Source organism: Polaromonas sp. (assembly GCF_041689105.1).
Taxonomy (GTDB): domain Bacteria; phylum Pseudomonadota; class Gammaproteobacteria; order Burkholderiales; family Burkholderiaceae_C; genus Polaromonas.
Genome location: NZ_JBDNGU010000152.1, coordinates 1 through 19,129 on the forward strand (window position 1 = coordinate 1; position 19,129 = coordinate 19,129).

The following is a 19,129-nucleotide window of genomic DNA, read 5'->3' on the forward strand; positions in this document are numbered from 1 at the left end:
CATAGCCCTCGATCGGCCAGTAGCGCGAGGAGTCGGGCGTCAGCACCTCGTCCATCAGGGTCAGCGTGCCGTTTTCGTCCAGTCCGAACTCGAACTTGGTGTCGGCAATGATGATGCCTTTGGTCAGGGCAAAGGCTGCCGCCTCTTTGTAGATGCGGATGCTGAGGTCACGGATCTGCGCGGCCAGGCCGGGACCGACCACCTTGACGACTTGTTCAAAGCTGATGTTTTCGTCATGTTCACCCACCGCCGCCTTGGCCGCCGGCGTGAAAATCGGTTCAGGCAGCCTGGACGCGTTCTTCAGGCCCGGCGGCAGGAACACACCGCACACCGCCTGACTGGCCTGGTATTCCTTCCAGCCGCTGCCGGCCAGGTAGCCGCGCACAACGGCCTCGACCGGAATCGGCTTCAAGCGTTTGACCAGCATGGAGCGGCCGGTGACCTGCGGCACCTCGGCGGGTGTCACCACACTTTCGGGCGCTTCGCCGGTCAGGTGATTCGGGCAGATGTCACCCAGCCTGTCGAACCAGAACAACGCCATTTGTGTCAGCAACACGCCTTTGCCCGGAATCGGCTCGCCCATGATCACGTCAAAGGCACTCAAGCGATCGCTGGCGACCATCAGCAGCCGGTCTTTGCCGACGGCATAGTTGTCACGAACCTTGCCGCGCGCCAGCAGCGGCAGGGAGGTCAGGGCGGAGGTGTGCAGGGCTGTGGTCATGGGATGCTTGCAAGGTCGAAAGTCGAAAGGCCCGCGCAACTCAAGGCGAGTTGCCTGCGGGCCTTTGATTATCGCTATTCAGACGGGTTATTGGATGACCTGGGCCAACTCGCCCCTGGCGTATCTGGCAGCCACGACCTGCAGGGTGTCGCCCTTGATTTTGGCGCCCTGACCTTCACAGCCGAACTCAATGTAGCGCTGTTTGCAGATTGCCTTGGCGGCCTCGCGCGCAGGCTTGAGCCATTCGCGCGCGTCAAATTTCTCCGGATTTTCAGCCAGAAACTTGCGCACAGCGGCCGTCATGGCCAGGCGGATGTCGGTGTCGATGTTGATCTTGCGCACGCCGTGTTTGATGGCCTCCTGAATTTCTTCCACGGGCACGCCGTAGGTCTCCTTCATGTTGCCGCCGTACTGGCGGATCAGCGCCAGCAAGTCTTGCGGCACGGAGGACGAACCGTGCATGACCAGGTGCGTGCTGGGGATGCGTTTGTGGATTTCCTTGATGCGGTCGATCGCCAGGATGTCGCCGGTGGGCTTGCGCGTGAACTTGTAGGCGCCGTGGCTGGTGCCGATGGCAATCGCCAGCGCGTCGATCTGGGTCTGCCGGACGAAGTCGGCGGCCTGCTCGGGGTCGGTCAGCAGCTGCTCGCGCGTCATGGTGGCGTCGGTGCCGTGGCCGTCTTCCTTGTCGCCCTTCATGGTCTCGAGCGAACCGAGGCAACCCAACTCGCCCTCAACCGTGACACCGACCTTGTGCGCGAGCTGCGCGACCTTTTTCGTGACCTCCACGTTGTACTCGTAGCTGGCAATCGTCTTGCCGTCGCCTTCGAGCGAGCCGTCCATCATCACCGAGGAAAAACCGAGGTTGATCGCGCCCTGGCAGACATCGGGGTTCTGGCCGTGGTCCTGGTGCATGACCAGTGGAATCTGGGGATACATCTCGATGGCGGCCTGGATCAAATGCTTGATGAAGGGCTCGCCCGCGTATTTGCGCGCACCGGCGCTGGCCTGCAGGATGACGGGCGCGCCGGTTTCCTTTGCCGCTTCCATCACAGCCTGCACCTGTTCGAGGTTGTTGACGTTGAAAGCCGGGATGCCGTAGCCGTTCAGGGCTGCATGGTCCAGCAATTCGCGCATGGAAACGAGTGCCATAAAAAATGTCCTCCGGAGATCGATCGTGGGTGTAACTGGGTGGTAACTTCCCATTTTACCCGCAGGGCTGCGCCTGCCCGCAGTCCCCGGTCAGCCGCGGGGTCTCTGTATGAAACGCTCGATGTCGTCGAGCACCGGCGCCAGCCCGCGCAGCGGTTTGGCCAGCGCCGCCACCAGCGTGACATGGCTGACACCGTCGTAAACCTGCAGTTCCACTGGCACGCCAGCGCCCTTCAGGCAACTGGCCATGGCCTCGGAGTTGCGCACCGGGTTGACCGTTGTGTCGCTGCGCGCGGCCAGCAGCAGGGCAGGCGGTGAATTTTTCGAGACATGCACCAACGGCTGCGAGTCGGCTGGCGTGCCCGGCCACTCAAAAGCCACCTGCACATCCCGGTTGCCAATCGGCAAAAAATCATAGGGGCCGGCCAGGCCTATCCAGCCGGCCAGTTGCTCCGGCTTCAGACCCGCGCCAGCCAGCCAGCGCGCGTCCAGCGCCAGCATGGCGGCGTTGTAGGCGCCGGCGCTGTGGCCCATCACGAACACCTGACGCGGATCGGCGCCGAGTTCGGCCAGGTGCTCAAACGTCCAGCGCAGCGCCTGCGCGCTGTCCTGCAGAAACACCGGGTATCGGACCTCAGGGCTGAGCCGGTAGTCAGCCACGGCCACGGCGATGCCGCGCGAGGCCAGGGCCTCGCCAACAAAGCGGTAGCTGGCGCGCTCGCCGGTGGTCCAGCTGCCGCCGTAGAAGAAGACGACGACCGGGCCGGGTTGGCGCCGGCCCAGCGGCAGATACAGGTCGAGTTGCTGACGGCCATCAGTGCCATAAGAGACACTGGCGCGCAAGGTGTAGCTGTCACTTGGCACCAGAGCATTGAGCGCGCCCGATGCCGAGCAACCCGCCAGGGCACCTGTTCCGAGTGCCGAAAACAGGCCAAGCCAGCCGCGCCGGGAGATGAAATGGTTGAGAATACGCATGCAGTGACTACGCCGCCGGGGCGCAGGCAGATTCAGACCCGGTCAGGCCTGGCCGGAAGCGCCGTCAATCTGCGCCTGTTTTTATAGCTACTTGCGCCCGTCCAGAAAGGGCTGGGGCCTTATTTCTTAGGTGGCCCGGCAGATCTTGAGCATGTTGGTTCCCCCCGGCGCGCCCATGGGTTCGCCGCAGGTGATGGCGTAAATGTCACCGCTGGTAACGATGCCACGCTTTTTCAGGTCCGCCTCCGCGTCGCCGAGCGCCATGTCGCGCTCCACGCGCTGGTCCATCAGCAGAGGGCTGACATTGCGGTAAAGCGCCATTCTGCGCTGGGTAGCCCGTTTGGGCGTGAGTGCATAGATCGGGATGTGGATGCGGTGGCGGCTCATCCAAAGGGCGGTCGAGCCAGAGTCGGTCAGCGCAACGATGGCCTTGCAGCCCAGGTGGTGGGCTGTGAACAGCGCGCCCATGGCAATCGACTGGTCAATACGCGAAAAGGTCATGCCGGTGAAATCTGCGTCCAGCTTCACGTCCTCGGCCTTCTCGGCTTCGGCGCAGATATTGGCCATCTCGATGATGGTCTCCAGCGGGTAACGGCCAGCCGCGGTTTCAGCCGAGGTCATGACGGCGTCGGTGCCGTCGAGCACCGCGTTGGCCACGTCGCTGACCTCGGCGCGCGTCGGCACCGGGTTGGTGATCATGGACTCCATCATGTGGGTGGCAGTTATAACCACCTTGTCGAGCTCGCGCGCCATGCGGATCATGCGTTTTTGCAGCGCCGGCACAGCGGCATTGCCGACCTCAATGGCCAGGTCGCCGCGCGCCACCATGATGCCATCGCTGGCCTTGCAGATCGCCTCCAGGTTGGGGATCGCCTCGGCCCGCTCGATCTTGGCGATCAGCCCCGGCTTATGGCGCCACTCGGCGCCGGCCACGTTGCACAGCTGGCGCGCCATTTCCATGTCGCTAGCGTTTTGCGGAAAGCTCACCGCCACGTAGTCGGCCTGGAAACTCATTGCGGTGCGGATGTCCTCCATGTCCTTGGCGGTCAGCGCCGGCGCGGTCAGGCCACCGCCCTGCTTGTTGATGCCCTTGTTGTTGGACAACACGCCGCCGATCTTGACGGTGGCATGCACCTGCTCACCCTTGACGGCGTCGACCGTCATGACGATCAGGCCGTCGTTGAGCAGGAGGGTGTCGCCGGCTTTCACGTCGCGCGGCAACTCCTTGTAGTCCAGGCCCACGCCGTGGATGTCGCCGGGCTCGGTGCGCGAAGCGTCGAGCACGAACTTCATGCCGATTTCGAGCTGCACCTTGCCCTCGGCAAACTTGCCGACGCGAATTTTCGGGCCCTGCAGGTCGGCCATGATGGCAACCTCGCGTCCGACGCGCGTGGCCGCCTCGCGGACCAGTTTGGCGCGGTCAATGTGGTCCTGCGCCGTGCCGTGGCTGAAGTTCAGCCGCACGCAATTGACGCCGGCGCGGATCATCTGTTCGAGCAGGGCCGGATCGCTGGAGGCGGGGCCGAGGGTGGCAACAATTTTGGTTCCGCGACGCTGCGTATTCATGGCTGTCTCCTGTAATTTAGTTTCTGATTTTCACACGAAAAGGTTGTAAGCCGGTTACCACGGCGTTACCCACGCGCCGCTTGTGGCCGCACCGCCACCGGGATCGGCTACAAACAACCGGCGACTGCCTGCACGGGTGTTGATCCTGGTCAGCGTCTTGCCGTGGTGCAGCCCCTAGGATGTCAAGATCAGCTTGCGAACCCACGCGGCGCCAGAACGGCTTCGCCAGGCGACCCCCCCTTCAATTGTTTGTTTGCCCATGACAACTCCTTCTGAGATCACCGCGACCGAATCCACGTTTCCACAACCCCTGCAGGGCAGCGCTCCGCTGCCGCATCGCAAGGTCATCCGCTCCTGGTTGTTGCCGCTCGCGGGCCGGAGCAGCTGGCGCGCCCTGTCCTTGCTGGCCTTCGACGGTTTGCTGCTGGCCGGGCTGATGAGCGGTGTGCTGCTGTTCGAACCGCTCTGGCTCAAGGTGCTGTGCGGACTGGGGACTGGCTTTGTCACCGGCCGGCTGTTTGTCATCGGTCACGACGGCTGCCACCAGAGCCTGACACCGCACCGCCGGCTCAACCGCTGGCTCGCGCGCATCGCCTTTTTGCCCTCGCTGACGGCCTACAGCCTCTGGGACGTGGGCCACAACGTGGTGCATCATGGCTTCACCAACCTCAAGGGCGTGGACTTTGTCTGGGCACCGCTGACGCAGCGCGAGTTCAACATGCTGACGCCGACGGGCCGCCTGTTGCAGCGTATCTACCGCAGTGGCTGGGGCCCGGGCCTGTATTACATGGTCGAGATCTGGTGGAAAAAAATGATGTTTCCGCGTCGGTCCAGTATGGGCAAAACCTATCGCGCGGTTTTCGCCTGGGACTGCCTGCTGGTCAGTGTGTTCGCCGTGCTTTGGGTGGCGGCGCTGGTGGTAGCCGCCCTTGCGACGGACCAGTCGGTCGCGCTGCTGCTGGGTCTGGGTTTTGCCCTGCCCTTGTTCTTCTGGTTCAACATGATGGGGTTTGTGATCTACGGCCACCACACCCACGTGAAGGTGTCGTGGCACGACGACCGCGCCGCCTGGCAACGCGCCCAGCCGTTTGTCTCGACCACGGTGCACCTGACCTTTCCGCTGCAGATCGGTGCCGTGCTGCACCACATCATGGAGCACACCGCCCACCACGTGGACATGAGCATCCCGCTGTACAAGCTCAAGGAAGCACAGAAGGTGCTGGAAGACTCGTTGCCGGGTCGCATCGTGATCCAGCGTTTTTCCTGGCGATGGTATTTCGACACGGCGCGCGCCTGCAAGCTCTACGACTTCACACGCCACTGCTGGACCGACTTTTCGGGCCGTGCAACCAGCCCGCCGCGCCTGCAGCCAGTGTGAGCCGGGACGCAAAATATACAAGCCAAATCGGGGATCGGCCCTTGTCTGTCTTGCGTTAACAGCTATTAAAACTATAGCAAATTAACCTGTGGCGCGCTGCTGCAGGATCTCGAAGGCCGGCAGGGTTTTGCCCTCCAGCACTTCCAGGAAAGCACCCCCGCCGGTAGAGATGTAGCCCACGTCTTTCTCGATGCCATATTTGGCAATCGCCGCCAGCGTATCGCCGCCGCCAGCAATGCTGAACGCGGGGCTGGCGGCAATCGCCTCGGCAATCGCCCGGGTGCCGCCTTCAAAAGCGGCGAACTCGAACACGCCAACCGGGCCGTTCCAGACAATCGTGCCGGCCGCCATCAGTTGCGCGGCCAGCTGCTTTGCGGTCTGCGGGCCGATGTCCAGAATCAGGTCGTCGTCCGCCACCCCGTCAGCGGCCTTGACCGTGGCCGGCGCATCGGCCGAAAAGGTTTTGGCTGTCACCACATCGACCGGGATCGGCACCTCGGCGCCGCGCGCTTTCATGGCTGCCATCACGGCCCGGGCTTCATCGAGCAACTCGCGCTCGGCCAGACTTTTACCGATAGGCAACCCATTGGCCAGCATGAAGGTGTTGGCAATGCCGCCGCCAACAATCAGCTGGTCCACCTTGCCGGCCAGTGCCTTGAGGATAGTCAGTTTGGTCGAGACCTTGCTGCCGGCCACGATCGCCACCAGCGGGCGCTTGGGGTTGGCCAATGCCTTGGAGATCGCGTCCATCTCGGCGGCCAGCAGCGGGCCAGCGCAGGCGATGGGGGCGAACTTCGCAATGCCGTAAGTCGAGGCTTCGGCGCGGTGCGCCGTGCCGAAAGCGTCGTGCACGAAGATGTCGCAAAGTGCGGCCATCTTGCGCGCCAGCGCCTCGTCGTTTTTCTTTTCGCCCTTGTTGACGCGGCAGTTCTCCAGCAGCACCAGCTCGCCGGGCGACACCTCCACGCCGTCGACCCAGTTGGACTTCAGCGGCACCTCGCGACCCATTAGTTCGCCCAGGCGCCGGGCCACTGGCGCAAGTGAATCTTCGGGCTTGAACGCGCCCTCGGTCGGTCGGCCCAGGTGCGAGGTCACCATCACCGCCGCGCCAGCGCCAAGGGCCATCTGAATGCAGGGAATGGAAGCCCGGATACGCGTGTCTTCGGTGATGTGGCCGGCCTCGTCCTGCGGAACATTCAGGTCAGCGCGAATGAACACGCGCTTGCCCTTGACGAGGCCCTGGGCGCAAAGATCGGAAAAGCGGATGAAGTTCATGGGGGCTCGCAATGGAAGTGGTGATCGAGGTGCGCAAAGCATCGAATTGTAGGTGCCTCACCGTGCGCCTTTGCCCCTGCCAGCCGGGGCCGCGGGCCCGGCTTCGCCGGCCCGCAGGGGCAGCGCAGTGCGCGAAGCGACAAGCGTGGGGGCTCTATCTGCTACCAATTCAAGCCGACATGCAGCGGCAAGTACACCGCCATGCCGGCCACGATGGTACCGAGCACGCCTCGGCGCCAGAAAAACCAGGCGGCGCCGGCCAGCGCGGCGAAAACGCGTGCGTCCCACCAGGTAGTGATCAGCGCGCCCTGACTCATGACGATCTCGGGCGCGATGACCGCGGCCAGCGCGGCAATCGGCGCGTAGTGCAGCCCGCGCTGGGCCCAATCCGGCAGGGTCCAGGGTTTGCTGGACAGGAAGAAGAAGGAGCGTGTGATCACTGTGACCACGGCCATGCCAAGAATGGTGTACACGGTCCAGGCGTCGGTCTGCATCATGCGGTCTTCTCCGATTTCGGCAGGTCCGAGCCCGGTTTACCGGGTTTTTCGAGCATCAGGCACACCGCCACGGCCGCCGCAATCCCCACCAGGATATTGAGCTTGAGCGGCAGGGCAAAAGCCGCCACCGCCGCTGCGCCAGCCACGCCGGCAGACACCAGGCGCAACGGGCTACTGGCCAGCGACAGCGTGATGCCGAGCAACGCCAGAATGCCCGCAAAACCCAGCCCCCAATGCAGCGGCACCGCGTTGGCCATCGCAATGCCCAAGAGGCTGGGCACTACCCAGGCCACCCATGTGACGGCGCAGTTGCCCGCCAGGCTGGCTTCCTGCGCGCGCAGGCTCAGCAGGTCGTCGGGCGGCACCGGCTGCGGATGGCGGGCGGTGAACATCACATAGCTCAGGTCGGTCGTGAAGTAACCGCCGGCCATACGGCGCCACAGGGGCTGATGCATCATGTAAGGACGCAGGTGAGCGCTGAAGACAACAAAGCGCAGGTTCACGCAGGCGGCGGTCGCCAGAACCACCCACATGGGCGCACCGGCCACAATCAGCGGCACCGCCGCCAGTTGCGAACTGCCGGCAAAAACCACCAACGTCATCAGCACACACTCGAACACGCTCAGCCCCGACTTGATCATGGCCACACCGGTCATCAGCCCCCAAGCCGCGGTACCGGCTGCAATCGGCGCCATGTCCCGCGCACCTCGCAGAAACTCCGGGTGACGCCAGAGAGGCTCTTTCAGGCTGTTCAAGGCGCAGCCTCCGGCTGATCTGGTCCGAAAACCATGCCGGGTGCCAGTGCAAACCCGCGCAGGAACTGCGCCGCGTCCAGCGCCTTGCCGCCCGGTTTTTGCAGGCGCGTCAGTCGCAACACGCCATCTGCGGCGGCGACATCCACACCAAAATCGCCGACAGCGAGGACTTGTCCGGGAGACGCATGCGCAGGCAGGGGCTGCGGCAACACCGCTGCCGTCCATATCTTGAGGATTTCGCCAGCGACCGGGCTGGCTGCGACCGGAAAAGGATTGAAGGCGCGGATACGCCGCTCGATCACAGCCGCACTTTCAGCCCAGTCGATAGCAGCCTCGTGTTTTTCTATCTTGTGGGCGTAGCTGATGCCCTGCGCCGGTTGTGGGACTGGCGACAACCCGCCGCAGGCTGCCAGCTCCAGCGCCTCGACCATCAGGCGACCGCCCAGGACCGCCAGCCGGTCATGCAGGCTTGCCGTGGTATCTACGGCAGCGATGGCAAGCTTTTGAACCAGCAGCATGTCGCCAGTGTCCAGGCCTGCGTCCATCTGCATGATGGTGATACCGGTCTGGCTGTCGCCCGCTTCGATGGCGCGGTGGATGGGAGCGGCACCGCGCCAGCGGGACAGCAGCGAGGCATGGATGTTGAAGCACCCCAGCCTGGGCGCTGTGAGCACCCACTGCGGCAGGATCAGCCCGTAGGCGGCGACCACCATCGCATCGGCCTGCACCGCCCTTATAGCTTCGCGCGCCGCCGAAGCATCCTGCGGGTACTTGCCGTCCAGCCTCAGACTGCGCGGCTGGGCCACGGACAAGTTTTTCTCAAGGGCAAACTGTTTGACGCTGGACGCCTGAAGCTTCATGCCACGCCCGGCCGGGCGGTCTGGCTGAGTCAGGACGAGAGCGACCTCAAAGCCGGCGGCGTGGAGTTCCGCCAGGGCCACGCGGGCGAATTCAGGGGTACCGGCAAAAATAATGCGCATCAGGGGATTTTCGCCGACGGCCAAGGTCGAAAGAGGCGTCAAAGAAATTTTCAATGGGTCAAGGTTTTGCCGCCCATCGGATTGTGAGGCGAGCGCAAAGACTACAAATACCTGCAGAGGCCGCAGAACCGGCTCCGAGCCTGCCTCGGCAGGTTTGGACAGGCACCAGAAGCGAAGCCTCTGGCGAGCGGCGGCCTGCAAGGTTCAGGGAGCCAGGCGAAGCGAGCACCCGTGGGGGCTAACTCTCTTCTTTTTTCTGTTTAAGCATCTTGGTCTTGATGCGGTTGCGCTTGAGTGGCGACAGGTATTCAACAAACACCTTGCCCATCAAGTGGTCCATCTCGTGCTGCACACACACCGCCAGCAAGCCCTCAGCGCTGTGGGTCTGCTGCTTGCCGTCCAGGTCCAGTCCTTGCACCTTGATGGCGCTGGCGCGCTCCACGCCGTCATACACCCCGGGCACCGACAGGCAGCCCTCGTCGTTGACTTGCGTTTCGGAACTGGCCCAGATGATCTCGGGATTGATCAGCACCAGGGGCTGGTCGCGGCCTTCACTGACATCGATGACGACCAGGCGCTCATGGACATTGACCTGGCTGGCGGCCAGACCGATGCCCTCGGCGGCGTACATGGTTTCCAGCATGTTGGCCACCAGGGTGCGAATGCGTGCGTCCACCGAGGCCACAGGGTTGGCCACCGTGTTCAGGCGCGGGTCAGGATATCGAAGAATGGTGAGTTGGGTCATGGGCAAACAATCAGATGTCGCTATTTTCGCTAATTTTCGCTAATTTTCAGCATCCGGGTCATTGTGAAATCGCATATTCGTTGCCTAATCAAGGGCTTAAGTACAAAATCGCTAGTGATTTATCAAGTTACAAACACGGCGTCGGGGCCCCGCAACCCAGGCCGCGCCAGCCCCAAGGGCCTCAAGATGCAAACTATGTCTGGTCGTTTCAGTCAAATTTCAATGGCGGCAGCGATGCTGGTATGCACAGCAGGCCTGCATGCTCAGAATTTCCCCATCACCCCCGGTCAGCGCGCTATAGCCACCCAGGTGGCCCAGACCGGCGTGCCCCTGGCCGACCTGTCGCCGACCGCTCCGGACGAATACACCGTCAAACGCGGCGATACCTTGTGGGCGATCTCGGGCATGTTTCTTAAAAGCCCGTGGCGCTGGCCGGAGCTTTGGGGCATGAACCTCGAAGACATCCGCAACCCGCACCGCATTTACCCCGGCCAGCAGCTGTACCTGGACAAATCCAACGGCCGCGCCACCTTGCGCACCCGGCGCGGTGCCGACGGCGCGTCCGGCGACACGGTGCGGGTTTCGCCCCGCACCCGTTACGAATCCCTGGCTGACGCCGCGGTCCCCACGCTGTCGCCACAGGCCATCGAGCCCTTTCTTTCCGAAGCGCTGATTGTTGACGAGGTGGCCTTTGCCACCGCCCCCCGCATCGTGGCCACCCAGGAAGGCCGGGTCCTGCTCAGCCGCGGTGACCGCGCCTATGCGCGCGGCGCCTACAGCAGCAAGGACGGCGGCACGCCGCTGAGCGACGCCAAAGGCCAACCCATCGATTACCGGGTTTTCCGCAATGCCACCCCTCTGAAAGACCCGAGCACCGGTGAAATCCTCGGTTACGAGGCCCAGTTTGTCGGCAAGGCCGAGCTGGTGCGCGGCGAAACGACAGCCAGCGCCACCGGCAAGGACGGCAAGGTATCGACCGAGATTGTCCCCGCCACCATTGACATCGTGGTAGCCAAGGAAGAAATGCGTATCGGCGACCGGCTGGTCGCGGAGCCGCCGCGTGAACTGCTCAGTTACGTGCCGCGCGCTCCATCCTCGCCCATCGACGGGCAAATCGTCTCGATTTACGGAAGTGCCGTTCGGTTTGCGGCCGGCAATCAGGTCGTGGTGATCAACCGTGGCAGCCGGGACGGCCTGGAGCGGGGGCACGTGATGGCGATACTGCAAAGTGGCGTCCAAATGACGGATCGCACCGACTCCCCCCGGACGCAGATCAGGCTGCCCAATGAACGAAACGGTCTGCTGATCGTTTTCCGCACTTTCGAAAAACTGTCCTACGCCCTGGTCCTGCAGGTCAGCGACGGCGCAAAAGTAGGCGACCGCGTCGTCAACCCCAACTAAGCCTCAGCGGTTCGTGTCAACGCTGAGCGCCCCAGAGTATGGAAGCCGCTGAACTTGGCGCCTGGTTGCGGCTGGCGCTGACACCCGGCCTGGGCAATACCGCCTCGCGCAAGCTGCTGGCTGCGTTCGGCTCGGCGCAGGCCATTTTTCAGCAGTCCGCCATCACGCTGCGCCAGCTGGGCTCGGACAAGCTGGCTGACGCCCTGCTAACCGAGCCCGAGCCCTGGGCCGCGCAATTGCAGGCGACGCTGGCTTGGCTGGATGGCGCGGACAACCGGCGGATCGTGACACTGGGCGATGCGGGCTACCCGTCCGCCCTGCTGGACATCGAAGACCCACCCTCCATGCTGTATATGCTTGGTGCCTTTGATACACGGGCGCAAGCAGCGATCAAAAGCGGAGCGCTGTGTCTCGCGATGGTGGGCAGCCGCAACCCGACGCCGCAGGGCGAAAGCAATGCCCGGCAATTTGCGAGAGTGTTCGGCGCGGCGGATCTCTGCGTGGTGTCCGGCCTGGCGCTTGGCGTGGATGGTGCAGCCCACGACGGCGCCTTGCTGGGCGGGGGAACGACCATCGCAGTCGTTGGCACCGGGCTGGACCGGGTGTACCCGAAAAAGCACCTGGACCTGGCGCACCGGATTGCGCAGGACGGCCTGATCATCAGTGAGTTCCCCCTCGGAACGCCGCCTCTGACTGCCAATTTTCCCAAGCGAAACCGGATTATCTCCGGGCTGTCCCAGGGGACGCTGGTGGTCGAAGCTGCCCTGAAATCGGGCTCGCTGATCACCGCACGACTGGCCGCCGAACAGGGTAAGGATGTATTTGCCATCCCTGGCTCCATCCATTCCCCGCAATCACGCGGCTGCCACGCCCTGATCAAGCAGGGCGCCAAGCTGGTCGAGTCGGCCCAGGACGTGCTCGAAGAACTCCACCTTGCCTACGCACCCGGCAGTGCGGGCGATGACCCGAAAAATGGCGCAGACCTCGCGGAGAACCCACTTTTGTCGGCCATGGGTTTTGAGCCCGTCAGCCTGGACGCATTGCAGGCGCGCACCGGCCTGGCGACACCCGCGCTGCAGGGCCAGTTGCTGGAGCTGGAGATGGCCGACGAGGTCGCCCGGCTGCCGGGCGGGCTGTTTCAGCGCATGTCCCTCGGTTGACGACGGCGTCGCAGGCCGGCCAGGCGCGCCCGGCCTTAACTGCGTTATATTGGGCGCATGTTTGAAGTGCTGGTGTATGTTTACGAAAATTATTGGCAAGGCGACGCCTGCCCCGAGCTGCACCAACTGAGCCGCAAACTCACCGCCGTCGGGTTTGAGGCGGAAGAGATCCAGGCCGCGATGGTCTGGCTCAACGGCCTCAACATTGCCGCCCAGAACACCCAGCTGGGCCTGCCAAAGGCCGCTTCGGCGACCAGCAGCCAGACTCCCGCGCCCTCCGCCGCCCCACACGGATTTCAGCCCCAGTCCGCAGCCAGTTTGCGGGTCTATTCTGTGGCGGAACAGGAGCACCTGGGCGCTCAAGCCCTGGGCTTTGTGAGCTTTCTCGAATCTTCAGGCGTGCTGCCGCCACACATGCGCGAAATTGTCATGGACCGCGCCATGGCCGCGCCTGGCGACCCGCTGGCGCTGGATGACCTGAAAATCATCGTGCTGATGGTGTACTGGAGCTTTGGCGAAGAGCCTGATGCCCTGGTGCTCGATGAGCTTTGCGACGACGCGGACTTCCGCGTAGCGCATTAAATAGAGCCCCCACGCTCCCCACTCCGTGTGGTTCGCTGCCCCCCGAGGGGGCTGGCCTTGCTTGGGGCGGCCCGGCGCTGGCGGCCCCGCCCCCACGCTCCCCACTTCGTGTGGTTCGCTGCCCCCCGAGGGGGCTGGCCTTGCTTGGGGCGGCCCAGCGCTGGCGGCCCCGCCCCCACGCAGTGAGCAACCGTGGGGGCTCTTTTCTTCACCAGCCGGGGCCGAAGATCTGGCTTCGGTAGTCCGCAGGCGCAGCGGCCCCCTCGGGGGGCAGGGAGCTACACGCAGTGCGCGACCGTGGGGGCCATATTTACCCTAGCAGACGCTCCGGGTTGGCGTCCAGCTTGGCCAGCGCATCGCGGGTTGCGCGCACGGTCAGCGCCTCTTCTTCGGTCGGCACCAGCAGGCCGGCTTGCAGATAGGCCGCCAGGCGGCGCGCCTGGATCAGGAAATTGCGCCCGTCGGCCGAGGCAAACAAATGCAATTGCTTGCGTTCACTGCGCCAGGCGAACTGCACATGGCTGACCTGGCCGTTGTGGTCCAGGCTGAACCAGGCGCCCACCTGCAGCTCCTGCGCCCAGCTGCGCATGGCATCGCTCGGCCGGCTGCCGCCATCGGCAATGACAGCCAAATCGGAAGCATCGATCCCTATCATCATGACCAGGTTTTCAGCGTCCAGCGGCAAGTCGCCCACGTCTTCATCGGACAGGTAGTCCTCCAGGTTCGCCAGGCGCTTGGCCATCTCGTCAATGCGCTCGTTCGAAATCGCATCGGTTTTCGACATGAAGGCGTCGGCCAGTGTCTCGCTGATGATTTTGAGGTGCTGGTCCTGGACCGGCGTGCCCATGCCCAGCATGGACATGCCCATCCGCAGCATCTGCAGCAGCTTGGGCAAATCAGCGATTACCCGCGCGCGGTCATTGCGGTTTGGCTTGGCACTCGCCGCCCAGACCAGATCGGCGGCGGCCTGCTTGAGGGTGATCGTGTCCTTGTGCTGGGGGCCGTTCTTCATGGCGGCGACAGCCAACACCTCGGCCCAGATCTTGAACAGGAACTCGCGGATCTGCTCCCGTACCGGCATGTCGTTGAGCATGTTGCGCATCTCGATGGTGTACTGGATGGCCATGGTCTCTTTTTGCTCAAGCTGCTGGGCCACGGTGACCACACGTGCCGCGCTGCCCTGCTCGGAGAGAAACTTCGACAGAAACTTCTGGAATTCGTCATACACCAGCTGGAACACCCGGCGGCCGGTCTCGGGGTATTGCTCGATTACCTGCACCACACGCTTGACTTCAATTTCGAGCGCGCTGCCCGACACGGTTGCGTCAAATCCCAGTACGCAGGAGCCCATGCGGTCAATCAGCCGGCGCGCGGGGTGTTGCAGGGAGCCAAAAAATTCAGGCTCGGAAATCGCCACACGCAGCACCGGCATCTGCAGCCGGGCAAACCACAGACGCATTGCAGGAGGAATACGGTCTTCCGCCAGGATGCTCTGAAACATCAGCGCCACGATTTCAATCGTGGCTTTTTCGCTCGATGTGGATGCGGCCTGTTTGAGCGCTCTGGTGCGCTGACGCATCGCGCCAGCGGCCTCCTCGACCTCTGCCGCGCCGTAAACTTGGCCCGGCGCATCAACCATGGGACCTTCGTAAATGCTCTCGCCCTCAGCCCCGCCCTCGCCCCCAACGGAGGATGGCTTGGCCAGGGCCCGCGCCAGCTGCGGCGAGGGTTGCTGAATATGGGTATGGTCAAACTCCACCGCATGGTCTGACAGCAGGCGCTTGAGATGGCCCATGACGCCCTGGGCCCGCATGCGCACCCGCGCCAGCGGCGAGGTGCCGGTTTGCATCCGCGTTTCGTCCTGGGCGTCGTGCCTGCTTGCACCCGCCTCAGGCCCGCCGCTGTTGCGGCCGGTGCTGACGCCACCTCTCGCTCCACCTCCACCTCCACCTCCACCTCCGCCTCCACCCGCGCCCCCGCCCCGCCCACCAGCCGCCCCACCGCCAGAGCCGTCCGATGAACCTCGTCCGCCGGCCCGGCCCCCACCGCCGCCCGATCCCGTTGAGCGGCCAGCGCCTGATCCTGATCCTGATCCTGATCCTGATCCTGATCCTGATCCTGATCCTGATCCCGATCCTGATCCCGATCCTGATTCCGATCCTGAATCCGATCCTGAATCGGAACCCGGTCCACTTGCTGTATCCCATCCCGTATCCGACCCAGCGCCATGACCGCCTGAGCCGCCGTTGCCCTGGCTGCCGTCATGGCGTCCATTGCTTGGCGCCGACAAGGAGGCGCGTGCGCTGGCCGATGCGCTCGCCGGTTTGGCCGGCTTGCCCGTAGACGCGGAAGGCACCGCAGAGGGGGTGCGTTTGACCAAGGCCCGCCGGTCAATGTCCACCATGACGTTTGCCTTGATCAGGAATTCATTGGCTGCCCGGTAAGCTTCCAGCAAGTGGGTGGTCAGCCGCAACTGGATCAGATCCTGGACAATCAGCCACAACTCCCGAGAAAGAGGCGCCAATGTCCATTGCTCCACCAGGTTTTGCGACAGGACCTCGGGCCGGAGAATGTCCTCCTTGGCAAGTTCAGGCACGCCCTCCAGACCCTGAATGCGCAGGCGCAAATCGTTGAGCTCCCAGCTGGCACTGTCCAGCAGCCGCAAGGCAAGCCGCGAGGCGAGGATCTTGTTCTCCATGACCTCGTTACCCATCAACTCGAACTTTCCGCTGTCCAGCGGCATGGAGGCGGTGGCCGGCGGCGCAAGCAGCGCTTTTTTCCAGGCCTCCATCGTGGCGTTGACCCAAATGGTTTCGTTTTCCTGAAACGAGATCCAGCCGTCGCGGCGGTCCTGCGTCTCGCGGGCATTTCCGGCCTCATCCATCGCTGCGGACAAGCGCGCCTTGATCTCGGCAGCCAGGGGCGGCATCACGCCTGCGGCAAAGGCGACAAACTGCTCCCGCGCCTGGCGTGCCAGACGAAGGTCCTGTTTGTTGTTTGCAGCCACGGCCGTGTCAGTTGTTGTGCGGATGCTTAGACCGTGGCTCCGGCATTGGGATCGTTCGGGTCGTCCTTTTTGCCCATCGGCTTGACCAGGTCTTCGCGCTTGATGCCCAGCCACATCGCAATGGCCGCAGCCACGAAGACAGAGGAATAGATGCCGAACAGGATGCCGATGGTCAGCGCCAGCGCGAAATAAAACAGCGTCGGCCCGCCAAAAAGCAGCATGGACAGCACCATGATCTGGGTGGAGCCATGGGTGATGATGGTGCGGCTGATGGTGGACGTGATCGCGTTGTCGATGATCTGCTCGGTATCCATCTTGCGATAACGCCGGAAATTCTCGCGAATCCGGTCAAAAATCACCACCGACTCATTGACTGAATAACCGAGCACCGCCAGCACCGCGGCCAGCACTGCTAGTGAAAACTCCCACTGAAAAAATGCAAAAAATCCAAGGATGATGATGACATCATGCAAATTGGCAATGATGGCGGCAACCGCATACTTCCACTCAAAGCGCAAAGCCAGGTAAATCATGATGCCAACCACCACCATGGCCAGCGCCTTCAGGCCATCCTGGACCAGCTCTTCCCCCACCTGCGGTCCGACAAACTCCGTGCGGCGCAGCACGATCTGGGGATCTCCGGCCTTCAGGGCCTCCATCACCCGGTCGCTCTGCTGGGCGGTGGTCACGCCTTTTTGTGCCGGCAGGCGGATGATGACGTCACGCGTTGTTCCGAAATTCTGCACCTGTACATCGGTAAACCCGAGGCTGGCCACGGTGCCGCGTACCTTTTCAACATCGGCGGGCTGTGAATAACTTACTTCCATCACCGTGCCACCGGTGAACTCCACCGAAAGGTGCAGGCCGCGGGAAAACAGGAAAACCACGGCCAGCACAAAGGTCGTGAAGGAAATCACGTTGAAGATCAGGGCATGCCGCATGAACGGAATGTCCTTGCGGATTTTGAAAAACTCCATGACGTCCTCTCCTTTTTATTCTGTTGTCTAGCCAGCCGATGCGGCGGACTTGCCGGTCTTGGCCGGCATACCGGCATTGCCGGCCGGCCGCCAGACGGTCCCAATGGACACGGATTTGAGCTTCTTTTGCCGACCGTACCAGAGATTGACCAGCCCGCGCGAGAAAAACACCGCCGAGAACATGCTGGTCAGGATGCCAATGACGTGCACCACCGCAAAACCACGCACCGGTCCCGAGCCGAAGGCCAGCAGGGCCAGACCGGCGATCAGCGTGGTGATGTTGGAGTCCAGAATGGTGGCCCAGGCTCGTTCGTAGCCGGTGTGAATGGCGGCCTGCGCCGAAGCGCCGTTGCGCAACTCCTCGCGCACCCGCTCATTGATCAGCACATTGGAGTCAATCGCCATGCCCAGGGCCAGCGCCATGGCCGCCATACCGGGCAGGGTAAGCGTCGCCTGCAACATGGACAGAATCGCCACCAGCAGCATCAGGTTCACCGCCAGCGCCAGGCCGGAAAACAGTCCGAACAACATGTAGTACCCGGCCATGAAGGCCACGATGACCAGGAAACCCCAGGCCACGCTCTGGAAGCCCTTGGAAATGTTTTCTGCGCCCAGGCTGGGGCCTATGGTGCGCTCTTCAATGATCTCCATGGGCGCAGCCAGCGACCCGGCGCGCAGCAGAAGCGCCAGATCAGCGGCTTCGTTGACGCTCATGGAACCGGAAATCTGGAAGCGGTTACCCAGCTCGCTTTGGATCACCGGGGCCGTCAGCACTTCGCCCTTGCCCTTTTCAAACAGCACGATGGCCATGCGTTTTTTGACATTTTCACGGCTGGTGTCGCGCATGATGCGGCCACCCTTGGCGTCCACCGTCAGGTCAACCTTGGGCTGCTGGCTTTGCGAGTCAAAGCCGGGCTGCGCATCGGTCAGGCTTTCACCCGTCAGGATCACCTGTTTTTTGACAATCACGGCGCGGCCGTCACGCTCGAGGAAACGCTCGGACCCGAAAGGCACGGCTCCGGAGCCGGCTTCGGCAGCGCGGCCTTCGCTGCTTTCATCAACCAGTCGCATTTCCAGCGTGGCGGTGCGCCCCAGGATGTCCTTGGCCTTGGCCGTGTCCTGCACGCCGGGCAACTGCACCACGATGCGGTCCAGCCCCTGCTGCTGAATCACCGGCTCGGCCACACCCAGCTCGTTAATGCGGTTGTGCAAGGTGACCATGTTCTGCTTGAGGGCCTGCTCCTGCACCAGGCGGGCCGCCTCGGGCTTGATGCGGGCGCTGAGCTTGTAGTTCGCGCCGTCAGGCGTTTCCACTGACTGAAGATCGGGAAACTGGTCCTGCAAGACGCGCCTGGCGGCTTCTAGCGCGGCGGTGTCGCGGAACTTGACTTCGATGGCCTGGCCGTTGCGGTTGATGCCGCTGTGACGGATATTTTTCTCGCGCAACTCCAGCCGGAGGTCGCCGGCCAGGGACTCTGCTTTTTTGGTCAGCGCTGCCTGCATATCCACCTGCAGCATGAAATGCACGCCGCCGCGCAAATCAAGGCCCAGGTACATGGGCCGGGCGTTCAGCGCCGTCAGCCACGCCGGGGAGCGCGACAGCAAATTGAGCGCCACGATGTAGGACGGCGCGGCAGGGTCGGGCGACAGCGCTTTTTCTATCGCATCCTTGGCCTTGAGTTGCGTGTCTGTGTCGCCAAAACGCGCCTTGACCGAGGTGGCGTCAAAATTCACCGCCTCGGGGACGATGTTGGCGTCCTTCAGTGCCAGCTCGACGCGCGCGACGGTCGTGCTGTCTATCTTGACGCTGCTTTTGGCACCGGAAACCTGCACCGCAGGCGCCTCGCCAAAAAAATTGGGCAGCGTGTACAGAGCGGCAATCAACAACGCGACGACGATGATCGCGTACTTCCAGACCGGATAACGATTCATGAGCGTACTGTTCCTGGGAAACGGGG

Annotated in this window: 16 protein-coding genes; 4 read left to right on the plus strand and 12 right to left on the minus strand. The window is 63.2% G+C overall.

Annotation, left to right across the window (positions count from 1 at the left end; all coding sequences use genetic code 11):
* From ACESMT_RS15875 to pyk, 4 genes are all read right to left on the minus strand, one after another.
* Positions 1-721 (minus strand): phosphoribosylaminoimidazolesuccinocarboxamide synthase (locus ACESMT_RS15875; protein WP_372827563.1); only part of this gene is annotated, 721 nt, incomplete at its 3' end.
* An 87-nt stretch (positions 722-808) separates the two neighbouring features.
* Entirely contained in the window at positions 809-1,873 is a 1,065-nt protein-coding gene (gene fba, locus ACESMT_RS15880) for a class II fructose-bisphosphate aldolase (RefSeq protein ID WP_372827564.1), read from the minus strand.
* Positions 1,874-1,963: 90 nt separating this feature from the next.
* Positions 1,964-2,848: an alpha/beta hydrolase gene (locus ACESMT_RS15885; RefSeq protein ID WP_372827565.1), complete on the minus strand. Its 885-nt coding sequence runs from the start codon at positions 2,846-2,848 to the stop codon at positions 1,964-1,966.
* Positions 2,849-2,974: 126 nt separating this feature from the next.
* Positions 2,975-4,414, minus strand: a complete 1,440-nt coding sequence (pyk, locus tag ACESMT_RS15890; protein ID WP_372827566.1) for a pyruvate kinase — start codon at positions 4,412-4,414, stop codon at positions 2,975-2,977.
* A 259-nt stretch (positions 4,415-4,673) separates the two neighbouring features.
* Here pyk and ACESMT_RS15895 point away from each other — a divergent pair, with 259 nt between their 5' ends.
* The gene (locus ACESMT_RS15895) at positions 4,674-5,792 is read left to right on the plus strand and encodes a fatty acid desaturase (RefSeq protein WP_372827567.1); all 1,119 of its coding nucleotides are present in this window, start codon (positions 4,674-4,676) and stop codon (positions 5,790-5,792) included.
* 81 nt (positions 5,793-5,873) lie between these two features.
* Here ACESMT_RS15895 and ACESMT_RS15900 read toward each other — a convergent pair whose 3' ends face one another.
* The 5 genes from ACESMT_RS15900 to def all read right to left on the minus strand — a co-directional run bounded on the left by ACESMT_RS15900 (position 5,874) and on the right by def (position 10,044).
* A complete protein-coding gene (locus ACESMT_RS15900; protein ID WP_372827568.1) occupies positions 5,874-7,067 on the minus strand; it encodes a phosphoglycerate kinase in 1,194 nt (397 codons plus the stop codon).
* Between the two features lie 161 nt (positions 7,068-7,228).
* Positions 7,229-7,564, minus strand: a complete 336-nt coding sequence (locus tag ACESMT_RS15905; protein ID WP_372827569.1) for an AzlD domain-containing protein — start codon at positions 7,562-7,564, stop codon at positions 7,229-7,231.
* Positions 7,561-8,259: an AzlC family ABC transporter permease gene (locus ACESMT_RS15910; RefSeq protein WP_372827588.1), complete on the minus strand. Its 699-nt coding sequence runs from the start codon at positions 8,257-8,259 to the stop codon at positions 7,561-7,563. Before ACESMT_RS15910 ends, ACESMT_RS15905 begins: the two co-directional genes overlap by 4 nt.
* Positions 8,260-8,315: 56 nt before the next feature.
* Positions 8,316-9,299, minus strand: coding sequence for a methionyl-tRNA formyltransferase (fmt, locus tag ACESMT_RS15915; RefSeq protein ID WP_372827570.1), 984 nt, complete (start codon positions 9,297-9,299; stop codon positions 8,316-8,318).
* 238 nt (positions 9,300-9,537) lie between these two features.
* On the minus strand, positions 9,538-10,044 hold the full coding sequence (gene def / locus ACESMT_RS15920) for a peptide deformylase (RefSeq protein WP_372827571.1): 507 nt from the start codon (positions 10,042-10,044) through the stop codon (positions 9,538-9,540).
* Between the two features lie 234 nt (positions 10,045-10,278).
* Here def and ACESMT_RS15925 point away from each other — a divergent pair, with 234 nt between their 5' ends.
* Genes ACESMT_RS15925 through ACESMT_RS15935 form a run of 3 tightly spaced genes read left to right on the plus strand, consistent with a single transcriptional unit; the run spans position 10,279 to position 13,187 of the window.
* A complete protein-coding gene (locus ACESMT_RS15925) occupies positions 10,279-11,445 on the plus strand; it encodes a LysM peptidoglycan-binding domain-containing protein (protein ID WP_372827572.1) in 1,167 nt (388 codons plus the stop codon).
* Positions 11,446-11,483: 38 nt separating this feature from the next.
* The gene (gene dprA, locus ACESMT_RS15930) at positions 11,484-12,605 is read left to right on the plus strand and encodes a DNA-processing protein DprA (RefSeq protein ID WP_372827573.1); all 1,122 of its coding nucleotides are present in this window, start codon (positions 11,484-11,486) and stop codon (positions 12,603-12,605) included.
* Positions 12,606-12,662: 57 nt separating this feature from the next.
* Positions 12,663-13,187, plus strand: coding sequence for a DUF494 domain-containing protein (locus tag ACESMT_RS15935; RefSeq protein WP_372827574.1), 525 nt, complete (start codon positions 12,663-12,665; stop codon positions 13,185-13,187).
* A 310-nt stretch (positions 13,188-13,497) separates the two neighbouring features.
* Here ACESMT_RS15935 and ACESMT_RS15940 read toward each other — a convergent pair whose 3' ends face one another.
* From ACESMT_RS15940 to secD, 3 genes are read right to left on the minus strand one after another with little or no spacing between them, the layout of a single operon-like run.
* Positions 13,498-16,194, minus strand: a complete 2,697-nt coding sequence (locus ACESMT_RS15940; protein ID WP_372827575.1) for a DUF1631 family protein — start codon at positions 16,192-16,194, stop codon at positions 13,498-13,500.
* A gap of 26 nt (positions 16,195-16,220) precedes the next feature.
* A complete protein-coding gene (secF, locus tag ACESMT_RS15945; protein WP_372827576.1) occupies positions 16,221-17,171 on the minus strand; it encodes a protein translocase subunit SecF in 951 nt (316 codons plus the stop codon).
* A 27-nt stretch (positions 17,172-17,198) separates the two neighbouring features.
* On the minus strand, positions 17,199-19,103 hold the full coding sequence (gene secD, locus ACESMT_RS15950) for a protein translocase subunit SecD (protein WP_372827577.1): 1,905 nt from the start codon (positions 19,101-19,103) through the stop codon (positions 17,199-17,201).
* Between the last annotated feature and the right edge of the window lie 26 nt (positions 19,104-19,129).

What these genes read in the sequence shown, in the direction of transcription:
- fba (WP_372827564.1), bottom strand. Translation starts at nt 1,873, where the DNA reads ATGGCACTCGTTTCCATGCGCGAATTGCTGGACCATGCAGCCCTGAAC.
- ACESMT_RS15885 (WP_372827565.1), bottom strand. Translation starts at nt 2,848, where the DNA reads ATGCGTATTCTCAACCATTTCATCTCCCGGCGCGGCTGGCTTGGCCTG.
- pyk (WP_372827566.1), bottom strand. Translation starts at nt 4,414, where the DNA reads ATGAATACGCAGCGTCGCGGAACCAAAATTGTTGCCACCCTCGGCCCC.
- ACESMT_RS15895 (WP_372827567.1), top strand. Translation starts at nt 4,674, where the DNA reads ATGACAACTCCTTCTGAGATCACCGCGACCGAATCCACGTTTCCACAA.
- ACESMT_RS15900 (WP_372827568.1), bottom strand. Translation starts at nt 7,067, where the DNA reads ATGAACTTCATCCGCTTTTCCGATCTTTGCGCCCAGGGCCTCGTCAAG.
- ACESMT_RS15905 (WP_372827569.1), bottom strand. Translation starts at nt 7,564, where the DNA reads ATGATGCAGACCGACGCCTGGACCGTGTACACCATTCTTGGCATGGCC.
- ACESMT_RS15910 (WP_372827588.1), bottom strand. Translation starts at nt 8,259, where the DNA reads ATGGCGCCGATTGCAGCCGGTACCGCGGCTTGGGGGCTGATGACCGGT.
- fmt (WP_372827570.1), bottom strand. Translation starts at nt 9,299, where the DNA reads ATGCGCATTATTTTTGCCGGTACCCCTGAATTCGCCCGCGTGGCCCTG.
- def (WP_372827571.1), bottom strand. Translation starts at nt 10,044, where the DNA reads ATGACCCAACTCACCATTCTTCGATATCCTGACCCGCGCCTGAACACG.
- ACESMT_RS15925 (WP_372827572.1), top strand. Translation starts at nt 10,279, where the DNA reads ATGCTGGTATGCACAGCAGGCCTGCATGCTCAGAATTTCCCCATCACC.
- dprA (WP_372827573.1), top strand. Translation starts at nt 11,484, where the DNA reads ATGGAAGCCGCTGAACTTGGCGCCTGGTTGCGGCTGGCGCTGACACCC.
- ACESMT_RS15935 (WP_372827574.1), top strand. Translation starts at nt 12,663, where the DNA reads ATGTTTGAAGTGCTGGTGTATGTTTACGAAAATTATTGGCAAGGCGAC.
- secF (WP_372827576.1), bottom strand. Translation starts at nt 17,171, where the DNA reads ATGGAGTTTTTCAAAATCCGCAAGGACATTCCGTTCATGCGGCATGCC.
- secD (WP_372827577.1), bottom strand. Translation starts at nt 19,103, where the DNA reads ATGAATCGTTATCCGGTCTGGAAGTACGCGATCATCGTCGTCGCGTTG.